The following is a 16,082-nucleotide window of genomic DNA, read 5'->3' as shown; positions in this document are numbered from 1 at the left end:
GGGAGACGGCGTGCCCCGGCGAATCCCATGGAATCCCTGTGAGTACTCTGAGGTACATCGTTCCTTAGAGCTGTCTCAGAGCCGAGTCCGCACCATGGCCTCATGACCACACTGACGACGCGACCCCGAGCCTCCGTCCCTCCGAAGGCCGGAGCCTCGAAGCACACGAGCCGTCGCCGTGCGCGGGCATGGCGGGTGGGAGCGATCACCGTCATCTGGGCGACCAGCCTCTTCGTGGTGGCGCTCTGGGTATCCGGGGGAGGCGTCGCCGCCGTCCTGGGACTCAACGGCGAGACCGTGACCACGCTGGGGCGATTGACCGGTCTGGTCGCTGCGAATCTGCTGCTGTACCAGGTGCTGCTCATGGCGCGTGTGCCGCTCTTCGAACGCGGATTCGGTCGTGATGGCATCACGCGCATGCATCGCTTCGTCGGGTTCTGGTCGTTCTGGTTGATGGGCGCGCACATCGCCCTGCTCGCCCTGGGCTACGCGATCACGGCCGGCATCAATCCGGTCGTCCAGCTGTGGGGGTTCATCTGGGACTACCCGGGGATGCTCCTGGCCGCGGCGGGCACGCTGCTGATCCTGCTCGTCGTGATCACCTCGATCCGCCGTGCGCGTCGGCGTCTGCGCTACGAATCGTGGCACCTCCTGCACCTCTACGCCTATCTGGGCGTGGGGCTGGCGCTCCCGCACCAGCTGTGGACGGGTGCGGATTTCCTCTCCTCACCGCTCGCCACCCTGTACTGGTGGTCGATCTGGGCGCTCGCAGCGGCGTCCGTCCTCGTCTTCCGGATCGGCATGCCCGTGCTGCGCTCGACCCGTCATAGCCTGCGCGTGGCGAGCGTCGAACCGGACGGAGCGCGGGGAGTGACCGTGCGGGTCGCCGGACGCGACCTCTCGTCGCTGGGCGCCCGAGCCGGGCAGTTCTTCGTCTGGCGCTTCCTCGACGGGCCGGGGTGGACGCGCGGGCATCCCTTCTCCCTGTCCGCTGCGCCGGGGCGAGAGGTCACCCTGACGGCCCGCGTGGTCGGTGACGGCACGCGCCGCCTCGCGGCGCTCGCACCGGGCACTCGGGTGATCGTGGAGGGGCCCTACGGGGAGATGACAGGGGAGCGCCGCACCGGGACGAAGCTGCTCATGATCGGTGCGGGAGCGGGGGTCGCGCCCCTCGTCTCCCTCTTGGAGGCCGAGGAGTACGCGCCGCGGGATGCCATCCTGCTCACGCGGGACTCGGTCGCCGAGGATGCCGTTCGTCAGAGTGCGATCGCTGACCTCGTCTCCCGTCGCGGGGTGCGGTATCTGCCGTTCGTCGGGCCGCGCTCGTCGGGCCCGTCGAGTTGGATCGCGGCCAGCCACAGCGCCTGGGCTGGACCCGATCTCCTCCGCCACCTCGTCCCCGACCCCGAGGCCTATGACGTCTTCATCTGCGGAACGGCGGCGTGGATGAAGGACCTCACGCGCGACCTCGAGAGCGCCGGGTTCCCTCCGCACCGTCTCCACTCCGAGTCCTTCACGATCTGACCAGGGAGAACACCATGAAGAAGATCCTGTATGCCGTGCTCGCGACCGTCAGCGGCCTCGTGCTCCTGTTCAGCTATCGCACGTCGCTCGACGCGGTGGCGCCGCAGGACACCGCTCCGGCGGCGACGGGATCCGTGGGCGGCTCGGGGACGCCGACTTCGGGCTCGACCTCCGGGACGGGCGCCTCCGGTGCGACCTCGGGCACCGGGCTCGTTGACGGCACCTACACGGGCGACTCGTCGCAGACGCGGTATGGCCCGGTACAGGTGCAGATCACGGTCTCGGGCGGTCAGATCAGCGACGTGCAGGCGATCCACTATCCCGACAGCAACGGCAGGGACCGCCAGATCAACGGCACAGCGATCCCGCGTCTCGTGTCGGAGACACTGCAGTCGCAGAGTGCGCAGATCCAGATGGTGTCCGGCGCGACATACACGAGCGACGGCTACCTGTCGTCGTTGCAGAACGCGATCGATCAGGCGCAGAGCTGATGCGCGCGGCACATCGACAGACGCGGGTCTGGGTCGAGGAGATCATGGGCATCCCGATGAGCGTCCAGCTGATCTCCGCGGGGGAGCGGGATGAGGCGACGACCGAACGGGCCGTCAGAGCGTGCTTCGACGAGCTGCACGAGATCGACCGTGTCTTCTCGACCTATCGGCCGGATTCCGACATCAACCGCATCCGTCGGGGAGAGGTGGCGCTCGCCGATGCCGACCCCCGGGTGGGGGTGGCCGCTGCGGCCTGCGAACGTGCGGAACAGGCGACCGGTGGGCTGTTCTCGGGACACTGGCAGGGGTGGTTCGACCCCACGGGATGGGTGAAGGGGTGGGCCGTGGAGGAGGCGAGTCGTCGACACCTCGCTCCGCTGCTGTCCTCGGCACTCGCGGTCGGGATCAATGCGGGCGGAGACCTGCAGCTCTTCACCGCGCCAGGAGCCGATTGGCGCTGGCACGTGGGAATCGCCGATCCGCACGAGCGAGGTCGGATGATCGCGACCCTCGACATCGCCGACGGCGCCGTCGCCACGTCGGGCACCGCCGAGCGCGGCCTGCACATCCTCGACCCTCGGACGGGTGAGCCTGCGACCGGGGTCGCGTCGGCCACGATCGTCGCCGATGGGCTCGCTCAGGCGGATGTCTGGGCGACCGCAGCCGTCGTCGCCGGACGCACGGACCACTCGTGGATCGGGCCGTCGGCAACGCGCACCGGCATCGTCGTGGATGACGACGGCGCCGTGACGCGCTGGCTCGGTTCGACGGTGATCGATGTGTGCGAGGTCAGCGGATCGCAGGCAGCGTGAGGAGGAAGGTCGTACCGCTCGAGCTCGAGCTCTCGACCTCGATCGAGCCGCCCGCCCGGCGCGCGACGTCGCGCACGAGTGAGAGTCCGAGACCGAAGCCGCGGGGTCGACCGCTCTCGGCGGGTCGGGCGAACCGCTCGAAGATCTGATCCGGGGGGATCCCCTCGATCCCGGTCCCCTCGTCGATGACACGCACGGTGACATCGCGGGAAGCACGCCCGATGCGGACCGTGACCGTTCCTCCGGACGGCGAGTGCTGCACGGCGTTGTCGAGCAGGGCCACGAGGATGCGCACCAGTGTCACCGCCGGGATCCGGGCCACGGCGTCGGCGTCGGCGTCCACAGCGAGAGTCACGGCCGATTCGTGCGCGATCGTCGACAGCGAGGCGACGGCCGTGGAGGCCGCGTGTGCCACGTCGGCCTCACCTTCGGCGTGGGACTCGCCCTCGGCCGAGATGAGCAGATCGTTCAGCACGTCGCCCAGGGAGTCGGCGTCGCGACGCAGCTCGACCAGGCCCGGCCCGATGTCGTCCCCCCGTTCGAGACGGCGTTGCATCACCTGGATGCGGCTGGTCAGCGTCGTCAACGGCGTGCGCAGCTCGTGGCTCGCGTCGGCGACGAAGTTGCGCTGGCGGCGCAGCGCCTCGCCGAGGGGCCGAACCGAACGGCGCGCAGCGATGGCGGCGACGAGACCCAGCAGCACGACGCCGATGACTCCCAACACGATCACGGTCGGCACGACCACGTCGATGTCGACGATGAAGTCATCGCGGGTACCGCCGGGACCGTCGAACCATCCGCCACCGTGCTCCTCGCCTTCGCGGCGCGATGTGGCGAGGATCACCGCGATGAGGATCCCGATCCCCATCGCGACGATCACTCCCGATGCCACTCCCACCCACAGCCCGATCGACAACGCCGCTCGACGGACCTGCGCCGCGTCGTCGCTCATGCGGGAGTCCCCGCTCGATAGCCGCGTCCACGGATCGTCTCGATCACGTCGGGGGTCGTCTTCCGCCGCACGTAGTGCACGTAGGTGTCGACCGAGCTCGTCGTGTCGCCTTCGTGGAATACGGCACGGAGGATCTCCTCCCGGGAGAACACGTGCTCGGGACTGTCCGTCAGCAGCTCCAGGAGCGCGCTCTCGGTCGCGGTCAACGCCACGCGGAATCCCGAGGGGTCATAGACCGCCTGGGCAGCGGGGACGAAGACCCACTCACCCAACGGTCTGCGCGTGCCCTCCACGCGGAAGGCTCTCCGCAGCGCTCGAAGGCGGGCGAGCAGCTCGTCGTAGTCGAACGGCTTCACCAGGTAGTCGTTCGCACCGCCGTCGAGACCCGTCACGCGGTCATCGACCGTGCCGAGCGCCGTGAGCATCAGGACGGGCGTCGTGATGTGCGCCGTTCGCACCGCGCGCACGAAGGCGATGCCGTCCATGCCGGGCAGACGCCTGTCGACGACCATCGCGTCGTAGCGCCTGCTCAGCGCGAGCCGCAGGGCACTCTCGCCATCCGAGGCATGATCCACGTCGTACACGTCGCCCAGCACTTCGACCGTCAAGGCAGCGATCTCCGCATCGTCCTCCACGTAGAGGAGCGATCCGCGCGGCGCATCGGTCGGGTTCATGGCGGCCGTCCTCGGGAATCGTCCGTGATCTAGGTGATCAGAGTACGCCCGCCTCCGCCTCCTGATGCTCGCGGCGTCCCCGTGCGTTGCGTCGGGCGAGGATCACTCCACCCAGGATCGCGGCGACGAAGGATCCGACGAGCACCCCGATCTTCACATGCTCGTCCGCCACGGAACTCGACCCGTAGGCGAGTTCTCCCACGAGCAGGGAGACGGTGAAGCCGATTCCGGCGAGGAAGGCCATACCTGTCAGATCCGGCCAGCGCAGCGTCTCGTCGAGCCGCAGTGCGGGGAATCGGCTCAGCAGGAAGGTCGTGACAAGGATGCCGATCGGCTTGCCGGCGACGAGTCCGACGACGATCCCGATCGTGATCGGGTCGGAGAACGCGGAGACGAGTCCGTCCCACCCGCCGACCGTGACGCCGGCGGCGAAGAAGGCGAAGACGGGAACGGCGAACAGCGTGGCCACGACGCTCCAGCGGTCGGCGAAGTGGGCGGCCATGCCGTCGTAGACGGGGAGGCCCTCATCGTCGCTGCCGGTGCGGACCCTGGCGCGTTCGGTCGCCGTGACGGGGACGACGAAACCGAGCAGCACACCCGCGACGGTCGCGTGCACACCGGATGCGTGGATGCACACCCACACGGCGATGGCGAGCGGGAGCAGCAGCCACCATGCGCGGACACCCTTCGCGACGAGCGCGGCGAACCCGGCCAGCGGCAGCAGGGCGAGGATCAGCCACGGGAAGCTGATCGAGTCGGTGTAGAACGTCGCGATGATGGTGATCGCGATCAGGTCGTCGATGATCGCCAGGGTCAGCAGGAACACACGCAGCGCCGGGGGGAGGAACTTGCCGACCACGGCGATCACCGCGACCGCGAACGCGATGTCGGTCGCGGTGGGGATCGCCCACCCGCGCAGCGCATCGGCTCCGCTGCCCGCGTTGATCAGGACGAAGATGAGCGCGGGCACCACGACGCCGCCCACAGCTGCGGCTATCGGCAGGGCGGCCCGGCGCGGGTCGCGCAGCCGCCCGGCGACGAACTCCTCCTTCAGCTCGAGGCCGACGACGAAAAAGAAGATCGCCAGAAGCCCATCGGCCGCCCATGCGCCGATGCTGAGCTCGAGGTGCAGCTCGGGGATGCCGAACGTGAAGTCGCGCACGGACTCGTACCAGGAGGCGGCAGGACTGTTGGCCAGGATCAGGGCCGCGAACGTCGCCGCCAGCAGGAGGGAGCCGCCCAGGACGTCGCTGCGGGCGTTGGAGCGGATGCCTTGCCACAGCGCATGCGGGGCGAGGGAGAAACGGGCAGGTGATGAATTCGGGGACACGGAAAGACCTCACGCGAGAAGGGGTGAATGGCGCAGAAGACCACCGCCCCGTTCGAGGCGTGGTCTAGTTCCGTGGCGGCGGGCAGCCGGCGATCTCGCCGTGCGAGAGCGTGCCCCACACACTGGTCCACCCGTTCGTGCCCGGGTGCAGGATGACCCGCATCCATTCCCTCATCGGGGTCGCCGAGCGAAGACGGTGCGGGGCACGCGTCGAGCCGGCGATCGAGAGGAGGGGCACGCGTCCAGCCTAGCCCGAGGTGTGCTGAGCGTTCTGTGCACGAGGACGGCTCCGCGCATCTCCTCGCCGCTCCGGTCGCCTCCTCCGATCTTGACCCCCGTAGGGAGGTCAAAATGCGGCCATTGTGCGCCATCGCTATGTGCGGCTCGCTCTCCTTGGGTTAGGTGAGAGGCGTAGGACCCGCCGTCGGCCGTGGTCTGTCGTCTCCCGGACGTGAGGGTGCGCTCGCACCCCGAGGCTTCCTGCCGGGCGTCGAGGGACGCGGAGGGGAGAGACATGAGAATCGGAGCAGGCATGACAGGCACAGATCGTCGGACACGGACTTCGCGGAGACGACCGCGACCGCAGGATCGGTGGCGCGGAGCCGCCGCATTCGGACTCTCCGCGCTCGTGGCCGTGGGCGCAGCGCTGGTTCCGGCCGCGCCTGCGCTGGCGGCAGCGGGGGATCCGTTCGACCCGAGCGTGCCGACCGTGTTCATCGGGCAGCAGTCGCCGACGCAGCTCTACACCGCGGTGCAGGGCGCGGGAGCGGTGACGTTCGAGCCCACAGGGCCGGTCGCGGATCGCACCTACAACGCCATCGGGTTCAACAGCCTCGACAACTACCTGTACGGGCTGCGAGTGGAGAGCGGAAACAAGACCTCGTTGCAGCGCGTCGGCCAGGACGGCCAGGTCACCGGTCTCGGCAGTGTGACGGGACTCCCGACGCCCGCGGAGAATGACGCCTACAACCAAGGTTCCTTCGGGGCGGGCGCGACCGCGGGAACTCTGTACGTGCGCAACCAGCTCGACGCGAACTCGATGTGGGCGATCAACGTCGGCAGTCTTCCCGCCGCCGGAGCAGCGTCGGCCACGCGGATCGCCCTGTCCGGGGCGGGGGTGCCGAACGTGTCCGACATCACCTGGAAGGACGGGTTCCTCTGGGGGATGTACAACAACGACCGGATGTACCGCATCAACCCCGTCAACGGACAGGTGAGCTCCTGGGTGACGGGGCTCGGCATCACGGGAGACTTCGGAGCCCAATGGCAGTACGGCAACGGCAACCTCGGCCTGTCGCGCAACGTCGACGGCCGGGTCTTCCAGATCGCCATCGACCTTCCCGGCAGCGCGACGCCGGGCTTCCGGCTCGTGTCCTCGACGTCGGGTCCGGCGTCGAGCAACAACGACGGCGCATCGATCCCCGGCCTGCCGGTCGATCTCGGCCTCACCAAGACGGGACCGGACGAGTACACGCCCGGCGGGACGATCACCTACACGTTGACCGTCACGAACAACGGGCCCGGAGCGTCGTCGGGATCCGTGGTCACCGACCAGATTCCCGCATCGGTCACCTCGGTGTCCTCACCCACTCCGGGTTGCGATGTCGACGGCAACGCGCTGAGTTGCACGCTGGGAGAACTCGCGCCGTCGGAGAGCACCACCCTCACCGTCACGGGAACCGTCGCGGCGGGAACGACCGGTGAGCTCACCAACACGGCGAGCGTCACCGGCAATGAGCAGGATCCCACCCCCGGGAACAACACCGACAGCTGGACCGTCTCGCCCGTCATCGTGCCGGCGCCGGCGCTCGCCCTGGTGAAGTCCAACGATGCCGGCGAGGAAGCGATCAGCGTGGGGCAGATCATCACCTACACGTTCCTCGTGACGAACACGGGCAACGTCGCGGTCGCCGACCTCCGCATCGATGAGACGGCCTTCACCGGGGCCGGCGCGCTGGGCGCCGTGTCCTGCCCTGCCACGTCGTTGACGCCGGGGGCGAGTACGACCTGCACGGCGGACTACACGGTCGAACAGGGCGACGTCGATGCCGGGAGCATCGAGAACACGGCGACCGCCGCCGGGACCACTCCGGGCGGCGAGGTCGCATCCGATCCGTCCTCCACGGTCGCGCCGAGCGCGAGCAACCCGGCCGTCTCGCTGGTGAAGTCCGCGGACTCCGCGGGGCCCGTGGCTCTCGGAGCGTCGATCAACTACTCGTTCCTCGTGACCAACACCGGCAATGTCACTCTGCAGGGCGTCGCGGTCGATGACCCGCGTCTCGCCGGTGTCGGGGTGAGTGTGTCGTGCCCGGTCGCCTCGCTCGTGCCCGGTGCTTCGACGAACTGCGTGGCCGACGATCCCTATGTCGTGACGGAGTCCGATGTGCTCGCCGGTGAAGTGGTGAACACGGCCACGGCCGGGGCCGCTGGGCCGGGAGGAGCGCCGGTGTCGTCCGCTCCTTCGACCTCGACGCTCCCCACGGTGGCTGCTGCACCGGCGCTGGCGATGGTGAAGTCTGCAGAGCTCGCCGACGGAGACGGCGACGGATCGATGGATGTGGGGGAGACGATCCTCTTCTCCTTCAGCGTCACGAACACCGGGAACGTCACCCTCGCCGGTGTCCTGATCGGTGACCCCTTCCTGCAAGACCTCGGCATCGGCGTCACCTGCGAGGCTGAGGCGCTCGCGCCCGGAGCCACCGCACTGTGCGTCGCTGACGAGTCGTATGTCGTCACGCAGACGGACATCGACGCGGGGGAGGTGGTGAACGTCGCGACGGCCACGGGTACTCCGCCCGCCGGCGAGCCCGTCGAATCCGCACCGTCGACGACGGTGACCACGGGCGCGGCGACCCCCGGGATCCGCGGGGTGAAGAGCGCCGACCTGAGGGACGCCAACGGCAACGGCCGCGCCGATGCGGGTGAGGAGATCGTCTTCACGATCACCGTGACGAACACGGGTGACATCACGCTGTCCGAGGTCACTGTGGACGATCGCATGGTCGACGTCGTCTGCCCCACCGGCGCGCTCGCGCCGGGAAACACGGTCGATTGCGTGTCGTCCGCGTACCGAGTGACGGCTGCGGATGTGACCGCGGGCGAGGTGCGCAATGTCGCGACGGTCGCCGGGGAGACCCCTGGTGCGCAGTCGGTGTCCGCCTCGACCAACGTCACGCGGACACCTGCGGGTCCGGTCCCGTCTTCGCCGAGCACTGACCCGTTGGCGAACACCGGTGCGGAGGTGCCGGCATTCTGGACCGCCGCCGTGGTGCTCCTGGGGATCGGCGTCGTGCTGTTCCTCGTTGGTCGGCGCCGGCGTTCGAACATCGAGCACTGAGATCGGCTGATCCTGTCCTCGTGGCAGGATCCGATGAAGAAATGAACGAAGGGCCCCCACCTGCAGCAGGTGGGGGCTCTTCGTGCGAGCAGCAGGGGAGGGAGGGCGCTCTACCCGAATCCCATTTAGCTAACTAAGCTAGCGATCATGGAACGGTACGTGCGCCTGCGGTGGCTCGGGCTCGTCTTCATCAGCATCGCGGTCTCGCTGATCATCGTCGACTCGACGATCGTCAACGTGGCGATCCCTGCGATCGTGGAGGACCTCGGCATCACCTCGACCGAGGTGCAGTGGGTGCAGGAGTCGTACACCCTCGTCTTCGCCTCCCTGCTGCTGGTGTTCGGCAGCCTCGCCGATCGCTTCGGCCGGCGGCGGGTGATGCTCATCGGCGTCGTCGTGTTCGCCCTGTCGTCGGTGTTCGCTGCGCTGTCGCCGGACGGGGGGATGCTGATCCTCGCGCGTCTGGCCCAGGGCGTCGGTGGAGCGATGATCCTGCCCACGACGCTCTCGATCATCAACGCGACATTCCGAGGACGAGAGCGAGGGATCGCCTTCGCCGTGTGGGGGTCGACGATCGGTGGTATGGCTGCTGTCGGCCCTCTCCTGGGCGGGTGGCTCACGACCGCGTATTCGTGGCGGTGGGCGTTCGGGATCAACATCCCCCTCGGCATCATCATTGTGATCGGCGTGCTGCTGACGGTGGCGGAATCTCGCAGCGATCGCATCAGCAGAGTCGACGTCGTCGGCGCCGCGCTCTCCATCGTGGCGATGGGGAGCCTCGTGTTCGGCCTCATCGAGGGGCGGACATACGGCTGGTGGCTCATCGATACGCGTCCGCAGATCGGCGACTGGGCGTGGCCGTGGGAGCTGTCGCCGATACCCCTGCTCTTCGCGGTCGCCGTCATCGCCGTCATCGGGTTCATCCTCTGGGGCCGCTACCGCGAGCGCACGGGAAAGTCGACGCTGCTGGCGCTGCGGCTGTTCTCGATCTCCTCCTTCCGCAACGGCAACATCGCGGCGGCCGTGGTGTCGTTGGGGGAGTTCGGCATCATCCTCGCACTCCCGCTCTGGCTGCAGTTCGTCCTCGGATTCGAAGCGGTGCAGACCGGGTTGCTCCTGCTGGCGCTGGCGGGTGGCTCGTTCCTCGCCAGCGGTGTCGCCGGCGCCGCGAGCGGGAAGATCGCTCCGGTGTGGGTGGTACGTGTGGGCCTCATTGCAGAGATCGTCGGTGTCGCGGGGGTGGGGTTCGTGATCGGGCCCGACGCCTCGTGGGGACCGCTCATCCCGTTCCTGTTCGTCTACGGGCTCGGCGTGGGCCTTGCCACCGCCCAGCTGACAGGAGTCGTGCTCGCCGAGGTCCCGGTCGCGGACAGTGGGGCCGCATCCGGCACGCAGTCCACCTCGAGGCAGATCGGCGCCGCTCTCGGCGTCGCGGTGCTCGGCACGGTGCTGTTCACCAGCACGGCTGGAATCCTCGCTTCCTCGCTCGACGAGCGGGGCGTGCCCGCCGCGCAGCGTGACCAGATCGTCTCGGCCGTCGTGGACAGCGCGGGAGCGGCGATCAGCGGGCTCGAGGCGAACGCTGCGACGGCCGACGCGGCTGAGGATGCGAAGGCGGCATTCTCCGAGGGCACGCGCTATGCGGCGTGGACGGCCGCGGGGTTCCTCGCGCTCGGGTTGCTGGCGACCGTGTCCCTCGGATCGGCCACGGTGCGCGCCCGCCCCGAAGAGGCCGAGGTCTGAGGGACGCGACGGAGTTTCCTCGCCGTTCGACTTCGGACGCTACATTCCATGCAGGTGCATTCCGACGTGTGCGCCGGTGAGGAAGCCATGGTCATCTCCCGCCCTGATCTCAGCGTGCTCGCTCGTGTGCGTGCCTCGTCGTCCCTGCTCGGGCCCAGTGAGTCGCGAGTCGCGGCGCTGATACTGGAGCGGCCGGCGGAGGTCGTCATGTGGTCGACGGCCGAACTCGCCCAGGCCGCGGGAACGTCGACGGCAACCGTGATCCGCGCATGCCAGAGCCTGGGCTTCCGAGGTTTCCAGCACCTCCGTCTGGAACTCGCTCGCTCGACGCCCCTGCGTCCCCGGGAAGACGATGTCACCTCCGACACCTTCGATGACGCCGTGGAAGCGGTGCGCCTCGCCCAAGACAGCGTGAATCCGGTGCTCCTTCAGGAGGCCGCGACGGCGCTGCGTCATGCCCGCCGCGTGGTGCTGGTCAGCAACGGGTTCTCCGGGCCGCCGCTGCAGGACTTCGCGATGCGTCTCAGCATCCTGGGGCGTCCGGTGGAGGCGCCCGTCGACCCGCTCGCCCAGCAGTTCGCCGTCAACAGCCTGACCGAGGACGACCTGTGCTTCGGGCTGAGCTACTCCGGTGCGAACGTCCAGACGCTCCGTGCCTGCGCTGCCGCTGCGGACCGCGGAGCACGCGTCGCCGTCGTCACCAGCTTCGCTCGTTCGCCCATCGGGCGCACCGCCGACATCGTCGTCGCGACGGGCCCTGCAGCCCTGACGCACGACGTCGACCCTTTCCTCGCGCGAATCGGACACACCGTCGTACTGCACGCGCTGCACTCTGCCCTCGCCAGCGATGTGGCCCCGTCGGACGCTGCGGGCATGCGTCACGTCGTCGCTGAAGCGATCGCCGAGGAGTAGCGCACCCGACCGTTCACCTCCCGGCCAGCCGGGCGTCATCGCCGGGTCAGCAGACGGTGACGTACCCCGACTGTAATGACGTTTCGTGTGGTTCGAAATACATGTAACGGCGGGACGGTCTCATGCTGGCGATTGACGTGGACGGGCTCTTCAACGTCCGGGCGAGTGACACCAGGAGGCCATGGCTGGTCCGCTCCGGTGCGCCCGAAGCGCTGAGCGAAGCGGGGGAGAAGCTCCTGATCGCGCTCGGGGTGAGCGTGATCGTCGACCTGCGCGAACCCGCGGAGAGCGAAGCCGTCGTCCACGGCATCCCTTCGGCGTCCGTCCCGGTCTACGGCACCGAGCCCCCGGCCACGGGCACCCTCGAGGAGATCTACGAGGGGTTGCTGCGAAGCCGAGGGCGCGCGCTGACCGCGGCGGTCGGAGCCATCGCGGATGCCGAGGGCGCAGCCCTGGTCCACTGCACCGCCGGCAAGGACCGCACCGGCCTCGTCGTCGCGCTGGCGCGCTTCGCCGCGGGGGCGAGCGAGGGCGACGTGGTCGCGGACTACGTGCTCTCCGCACCACAGGTGCGTCCGGTGCGAGGGGAGCATGCCGAGCGCATCGCCGCCTCTGTCGAAGCCGGGGAACGCGCCGATGTTCTGCGCCTGCACCTGGAGAGCCCCCCGGAGGCCATCGTGCACGCGCTGGCGGTCATCCGCGAGTTCGGCGGGGCGGAGGAGTACCTCCGCGCGCACGGTCTCCGCTCCGATCAGCTCGCGGCGCTGCGCCGCAAGGAAGGGGTGTCGGCATGAGTCGCGCGACCGGTCGGTTGACGGTGCTGCACCTCAGTGATGTCCACGCCATGAGCAGCGGCCTTCTGTACGACACCGTGGACGGGTTCGCTCGCCTGCGCGCCGTGGGCGCGTACCTGCGCGACGCCGGGATCACACCGGAGGCGGTCGTGGTCACCGGCGACCTGGTGCAGCGGGGGAACGCGGATGCCTATCCGGCACTGCGCGAGGCGTTCGACGAGCTCGCGGAGATCGCCGGTGTCCCGGTGCTCACCGCGCTCGGCAATCACGACGAGCCGGAGGCCGCGCGGGTGCTGCGCGGCCACGAGCAGACCCACCACAGAGTGCATATCGTCGACGAGCTCCGCTTCATCATCCTGGATTCGTCTCGCGGCGAGCTCGGAGTCGACCAGCGGGCGTGGCTCCGCGACGTGCTGCGCACTCCGCACGGCCTCGGCACGGTCGTCGCTGTTCACCATGCGCCGCTGGGCTCTCCGCTGCCGACATTGGCGAAGGCGGGGCTGCGGGACGCGGACGACTTCCTCGACGCCATGGCCGGCTCGGACGTGCGGGCGGTTCTGGCCGGGCACTTCCATCACCCGCTGTCCGCGACCCTGCGCGGCATCCCCGTCTTCGTCGGTCCGTCGCTGGCCTATCACCAGGTGATGGACGCCGGCCCGAACCGCGTCAGCGGCCACGACCTGGCGATGTTCTCCCTCGTGCATCTGCTGCCGGGCGGCGTCGCCGTCACCAACGTCGGGCTCGACTCGCCCGCACCGATCTTCTCCTCCGTCATCTCCACCTGAACCCTGATTGGACACCATGTCATTCCTTCGCAAGACCGCTCCCGTGGCACTGTTCGGCGTCGCCGCACTCGCCCTCGCCAGCTGCTCCTCGACGCCGGCTCCCGCCGCGACGCCCGAGGAGTCCGCCGCAGCCCTGGAGCCGGCGACCATCACGCTGTACACCTCCGAGCCGCAGGAGAAGGCCGACGAACTCGTCGCCGCCTTCAACGAGGTCCACCCCGAGATCACCGTCGAGGTGTTCCGCGCCGGCACCGGCGACCTGACCACTCGAGTCGCGACCGAGCAGGAGTCCGGTGGCATCCAGGCCGACGTGTTCCTCGCCGCCGACGCCGGCACCTTCGAGGGGTACGCCGCCGACGACCTGCTGCTGAAGTACACGCCGGCGGACGTGGACGCCCTGAATCCCGACGTCGTCGACCCCGAGGGCTTCTACACCGGCACCAGGATCATCCCGACCGTCATCGCGTACAACACCGGCATCATCACCGAGGCACCCGAGTCGTGGAAGGACCTCACCGACGCCGAGTACGCCGACAAGATCGTGATGCCGAACCCCGACGTGTCCGGGGCAGCGGCGTACAACGCCGCCGTGTGGCTGGACGACGACCAGCTGGGTGAGAAGTGGATGACGGCCCTGGCCGAGAACCGTCCGGTCATCGCCGACAGCAACGGCCCCGTGTCTCAGGCCGTCGCCACGGGCGCGCAGCCCGTCGGCATCGTGGTGGACTACCTGGTCCGCGAGCTCGCCGCACAGGGGTCGCCCATCGCCGTGTCGTACCCGAGCGAGGGCGTGCCGTACGTGTCCCAGCCGGTCGGCATCTTCGCCGACACCGACGAAGAGGCAGCATCCAAGGCGTTCGTCGACTTCCTGGTGAGCGCCGCCGGCCAGGAGCTCGCCGTCGAGCAGTCGTACCTGCCGGTGCGCTCCGACGTCGGCACGCCCGAGGGCGCCCCGTCGATGGACGACATCGAGATCCTCTCCCCGGACCTCGAGACCATCCGCAGCACGCAGGACGCTGCGGTCGAGACCTTCCGCTCGCTGTTCCTCTAAATGACCGAGATCTCCACTCTCGCCGCGGGTCCGGCATCGCGCCGGGCCCGCGGTGGCGGGCGCCGGAGGCTCGACGGCGTCAGCATCCTCACCCTCGTCCTGTGGCTGGCGTGCGGCGCGTTCATCCTGCTCCCCATCGGCGCGATCCTCGTGCTGGCGAGCCGCGGGCAGCAGGCGGAGGTGCTCCTCCAGGGCGACGTCCTCGAAGCCGGAGCGAACAGCCTGCTCTCCGCCGGAGTGTCTGCGGTGCTGGCCGTCGTGGTCGGCACTGTCTTCGCCGTGCTCCTGGACCGCACCGACCTGCCGGGGCGGTCGGCGCTTCGCCTGCTCGCTCTGAGCCCACTGCTCATGCCCCCGTTCGTCGGCGCCATCGCATGGCTCGGAGTCGCCGGCCCCACGAGTCCGCTGAACCTGTGGTGGCGAGACATCTTCGGCGGACCGCTCTGGTCGATCTACGGGGCGGACGGCGTCATCGCGCTGCTCACGATCCACAGCTATCCCATCGCCATGCTCATCGTCTCCGCGGCGTTGCGCCGTATCCCCACCGACCTGGAGCAGGCCGCGCGGGTCGGAGGCGCAGGTCCCGTGCGAGCGCTCACCTCGGTGACGATCCCTCTGCTACGGCCGGCGCTGCTGTCATCGTTCGTATTGATCGCCGTCGGGAACCTCGCCGACTTCGGCATCCCGTCGATCATCGGGCTCCCTGAACGCTTCACCACCCTCGCCACCCTCGTCTACCGCTACCTGCAGTCGGGCACCGTCGAGGACCCGCTGGCCGTGGTCGCGACGATCGGCGTCGTCCTGTTGATCCTGGCGGTCCTCGCCCTCGTCGCCGACGCCATGGTCGGTCGGCGCGGGTGGGAGCTGGATTCGTCGAGCGCCGTCGTCGAACGCGTCTCCCTGGGCCGCGCCCGTGGGGGACTGGGGGTGGCGATGTGGCTCGTGGTGCTCCTCATCACGGTCCTCCCGCTCTTCGCCCTGCTCACGCACACGCTGCTGCGTGCTCCCGGCGTGCCGCTCACCTGGGACAACCTCACCCTCGACCACCTCGTCCGCGCGCTCACCACGCGCAACGCGCTGGAGGGGGCGGCGAACTCCGTGATGCTCGCCATCATGGCGGCCGTTATCTGCGGCGTCGTCGGTCTGGCCATCGGGCTGCTCGTGGCGCGGGTGCCGAGCCGAGCCAACCGAGCGCTGGGGGCCGTCGCCGTGGTGCCGCAGGCCGTCCCCGGCATCGTCATCGCGGTCGCATGGCTGGTGCTCGCGCCCGCGTTGGGGCTGTTCAACACGCCGTGGCTTATCCTCGCCGCCTACGTCACCTCGTTCACAGCGCTCGTCGTGCAGGCCGTCGCCGCTCCGCTCTCCTCGACACCGACCAGTGCGGAAGAGGCGGCGCGGATCGGCGGCGCGACACGGGTGCGCGCCCTGATCGACATCTCCAGTCGGATGGCGGCACCGGCTGCGCTGTCGGGCGCGGTGATCGTCGCGGTCACCGCCGTGCGCGAGCTCACGCTGTCGGTGCTCCTGCTGTCACCGGGGGCGCAGACCCTCGGCGTCGCGATCTTCAGCTTTCAGCAGGCGGGTGCGTTCAGCACCGCCGCCGCATGGTCGCTCATCGTGGCCGTGCTCGGACTCGCTGTCATCGGGTTCGCGATCCCGAAGACGAAGTAACAGAAA

Annotated in this window: 14 protein-coding genes; 10 read left to right on the top strand and 4 right to left on the bottom strand. The window is 69.2% G+C overall.

The genetic code is table 11. The annotated features are described in order from the left end of the window. The first annotated feature begins 102 nt into the window (after positions 1 to 102). The 3 genes from ACP699_RS04495 to ACP699_RS04485 are packed head-to-tail and all read left to right on the top strand — an operon-like array spanning position 103 to position 2,827. Positions 103 to 1,524, top strand: coding sequence for a ferredoxin reductase family protein (locus ACP699_RS04495; RefSeq protein ID WP_426169511.1), 1,422 nt, complete (start codon positions 103 to 105; stop codon positions 1,522 to 1,524). 14 nt (positions 1,525 to 1,538) lie between these two features. Beyond that, positions 1,539 to 2,015 (top strand): FMN-binding protein, encoded by a 477-nt coding sequence (locus ACP699_RS04490; RefSeq protein WP_055872873.1) that lies wholly within the window; start codon positions 1,539 to 1,541, stop codon positions 2,013 to 2,015. After that, the gene (locus tag ACP699_RS04485) at positions 2,015 to 2,827 is read left to right on the top strand and encodes an FAD:protein FMN transferase (protein ID WP_055872870.1); all 813 of its coding nucleotides are present in this window, start codon (positions 2,015 to 2,017) and stop codon (positions 2,825 to 2,827) included. Before ACP699_RS04490 ends, ACP699_RS04485 begins: the two co-directional genes overlap by 1 nt. On the opposite strand, the gene ACP699_RS04480 is transcribed toward ACP699_RS04485, so the two are convergent. The 4 genes from ACP699_RS04480 to ACP699_RS04465 form a co-directional block, all read right to left on the bottom strand. Continuing rightward, the gene (locus ACP699_RS04480) at positions 2,805 to 3,779 is read right to left on the bottom strand and encodes a sensor histidine kinase (RefSeq protein ID WP_055872867.1); all 975 of its coding nucleotides are present in this window, start codon (positions 3,777 to 3,779) and stop codon (positions 2,805 to 2,807) included. The two genes, ACP699_RS04485 and ACP699_RS04480, sit on opposite strands and share 23 nt — an antisense overlap. Beyond that, the gene (locus tag ACP699_RS04475; RefSeq protein ID WP_055872864.1) at positions 3,776 to 4,453 is read right to left on the bottom strand and encodes a response regulator transcription factor; all 678 of its coding nucleotides are present in this window, start codon (positions 4,451 to 4,453) and stop codon (positions 3,776 to 3,778) included. The genes ACP699_RS04480 and ACP699_RS04475 overlap by 4 nt, the downstream gene beginning before the upstream one ends. Before the next feature lie 37 nt (positions 4,454 to 4,490). After that, on the bottom strand, positions 4,491 to 5,783 hold the full coding sequence (gene nhaA, locus ACP699_RS04470; RefSeq protein WP_055872861.1) for a Na+/H+ antiporter NhaA: 1,293 nt from the start codon (positions 5,781 to 5,783) through the stop codon (positions 4,491 to 4,493). A 64-nt stretch (positions 5,784 to 5,847) separates the two neighbouring features. Next, positions 5,848 to 6,021, bottom strand: coding sequence for a hypothetical protein (locus ACP699_RS04465; protein WP_017831028.1), 174 nt, complete (start codon positions 6,019 to 6,021; stop codon positions 5,848 to 5,850). 294 nt (positions 6,022 to 6,315) lie between these two features. Here ACP699_RS04465 and ACP699_RS04460 point away from each other — a divergent pair, with 294 nt between their 5' ends. From ACP699_RS04460 to ACP699_RS04430, 7 genes are all read left to right on the top strand, one after another. Continuing rightward, the gene (locus tag ACP699_RS04460) at positions 6,316 to 9,120 is read left to right on the top strand and encodes a DUF11 domain-containing protein (protein ID WP_162243042.1); all 2,805 of its coding nucleotides are present in this window, start codon (positions 6,316 to 6,318) and stop codon (positions 9,118 to 9,120) included. Between the two features lie 147 nt (positions 9,121 to 9,267). Continuing rightward, on the top strand, positions 9,268 to 10,863 hold the full coding sequence (locus ACP699_RS04455) for a DHA2 family efflux MFS transporter permease subunit (RefSeq protein ID WP_055872856.1): 1,596 nt from the start codon (positions 9,268 to 9,270) through the stop codon (positions 10,861 to 10,863). A gap of 48 nt (positions 10,864 to 10,911) precedes the next feature. Beyond that, positions 10,912 to 11,775 carry a MurR/RpiR family transcriptional regulator gene (locus tag ACP699_RS04450; RefSeq protein WP_235562524.1) on the top strand — a complete coding sequence of 288 codons (864 nt, stop codon included), beginning with the start codon at positions 10,912 to 10,914 and terminating at the stop codon, positions 11,773 to 11,775. Positions 11,776 to 11,897: 122 nt separating this feature from the next. Next, positions 11,898 to 12,569: a tyrosine-protein phosphatase gene (locus ACP699_RS04445; RefSeq protein ID WP_426169500.1), complete on the top strand. Its 672-nt coding sequence runs from the start codon at positions 11,898 to 11,900 to the stop codon at positions 12,567 to 12,569. Continuing rightward, positions 12,566 to 13,354, top strand: coding sequence for a metallophosphoesterase family protein (locus ACP699_RS04440; RefSeq protein WP_055869024.1), 789 nt, complete (start codon positions 12,566 to 12,568; stop codon positions 13,352 to 13,354). Before ACP699_RS04445 ends, ACP699_RS04440 begins: the two co-directional genes overlap by 4 nt. Before the next feature lie 16 nt (positions 13,355 to 13,370). Then, positions 13,371 to 14,405, top strand: coding sequence for an ABC transporter substrate-binding protein (locus tag ACP699_RS04435; protein ID WP_141386420.1), 1,035 nt, complete (start codon positions 13,371 to 13,373; stop codon positions 14,403 to 14,405). Then, complete coding sequence (locus ACP699_RS04430) at positions 14,406 to 16,076, top strand: ABC transporter permease (RefSeq protein WP_426169495.1); 1,671 nt, start codon at positions 14,406 to 14,408, stop codon at positions 16,074 to 16,076. Positions 16,077 to 16,082 lie beyond the last annotated feature (6 nt).

It is taken from the genome of Microbacterium sp. DWRC1-3 (genome assembly GCF_049896645.1).
Lineage (GTDB): Bacteria > Actinomycetota > Actinomycetes > Actinomycetales > Microbacteriaceae > Microbacterium > Microbacterium maritypicum.
Note: the sequence above shows the minus strand (reverse complement) of the source record. Positions and strands in the feature narration are given on the sequence as shown.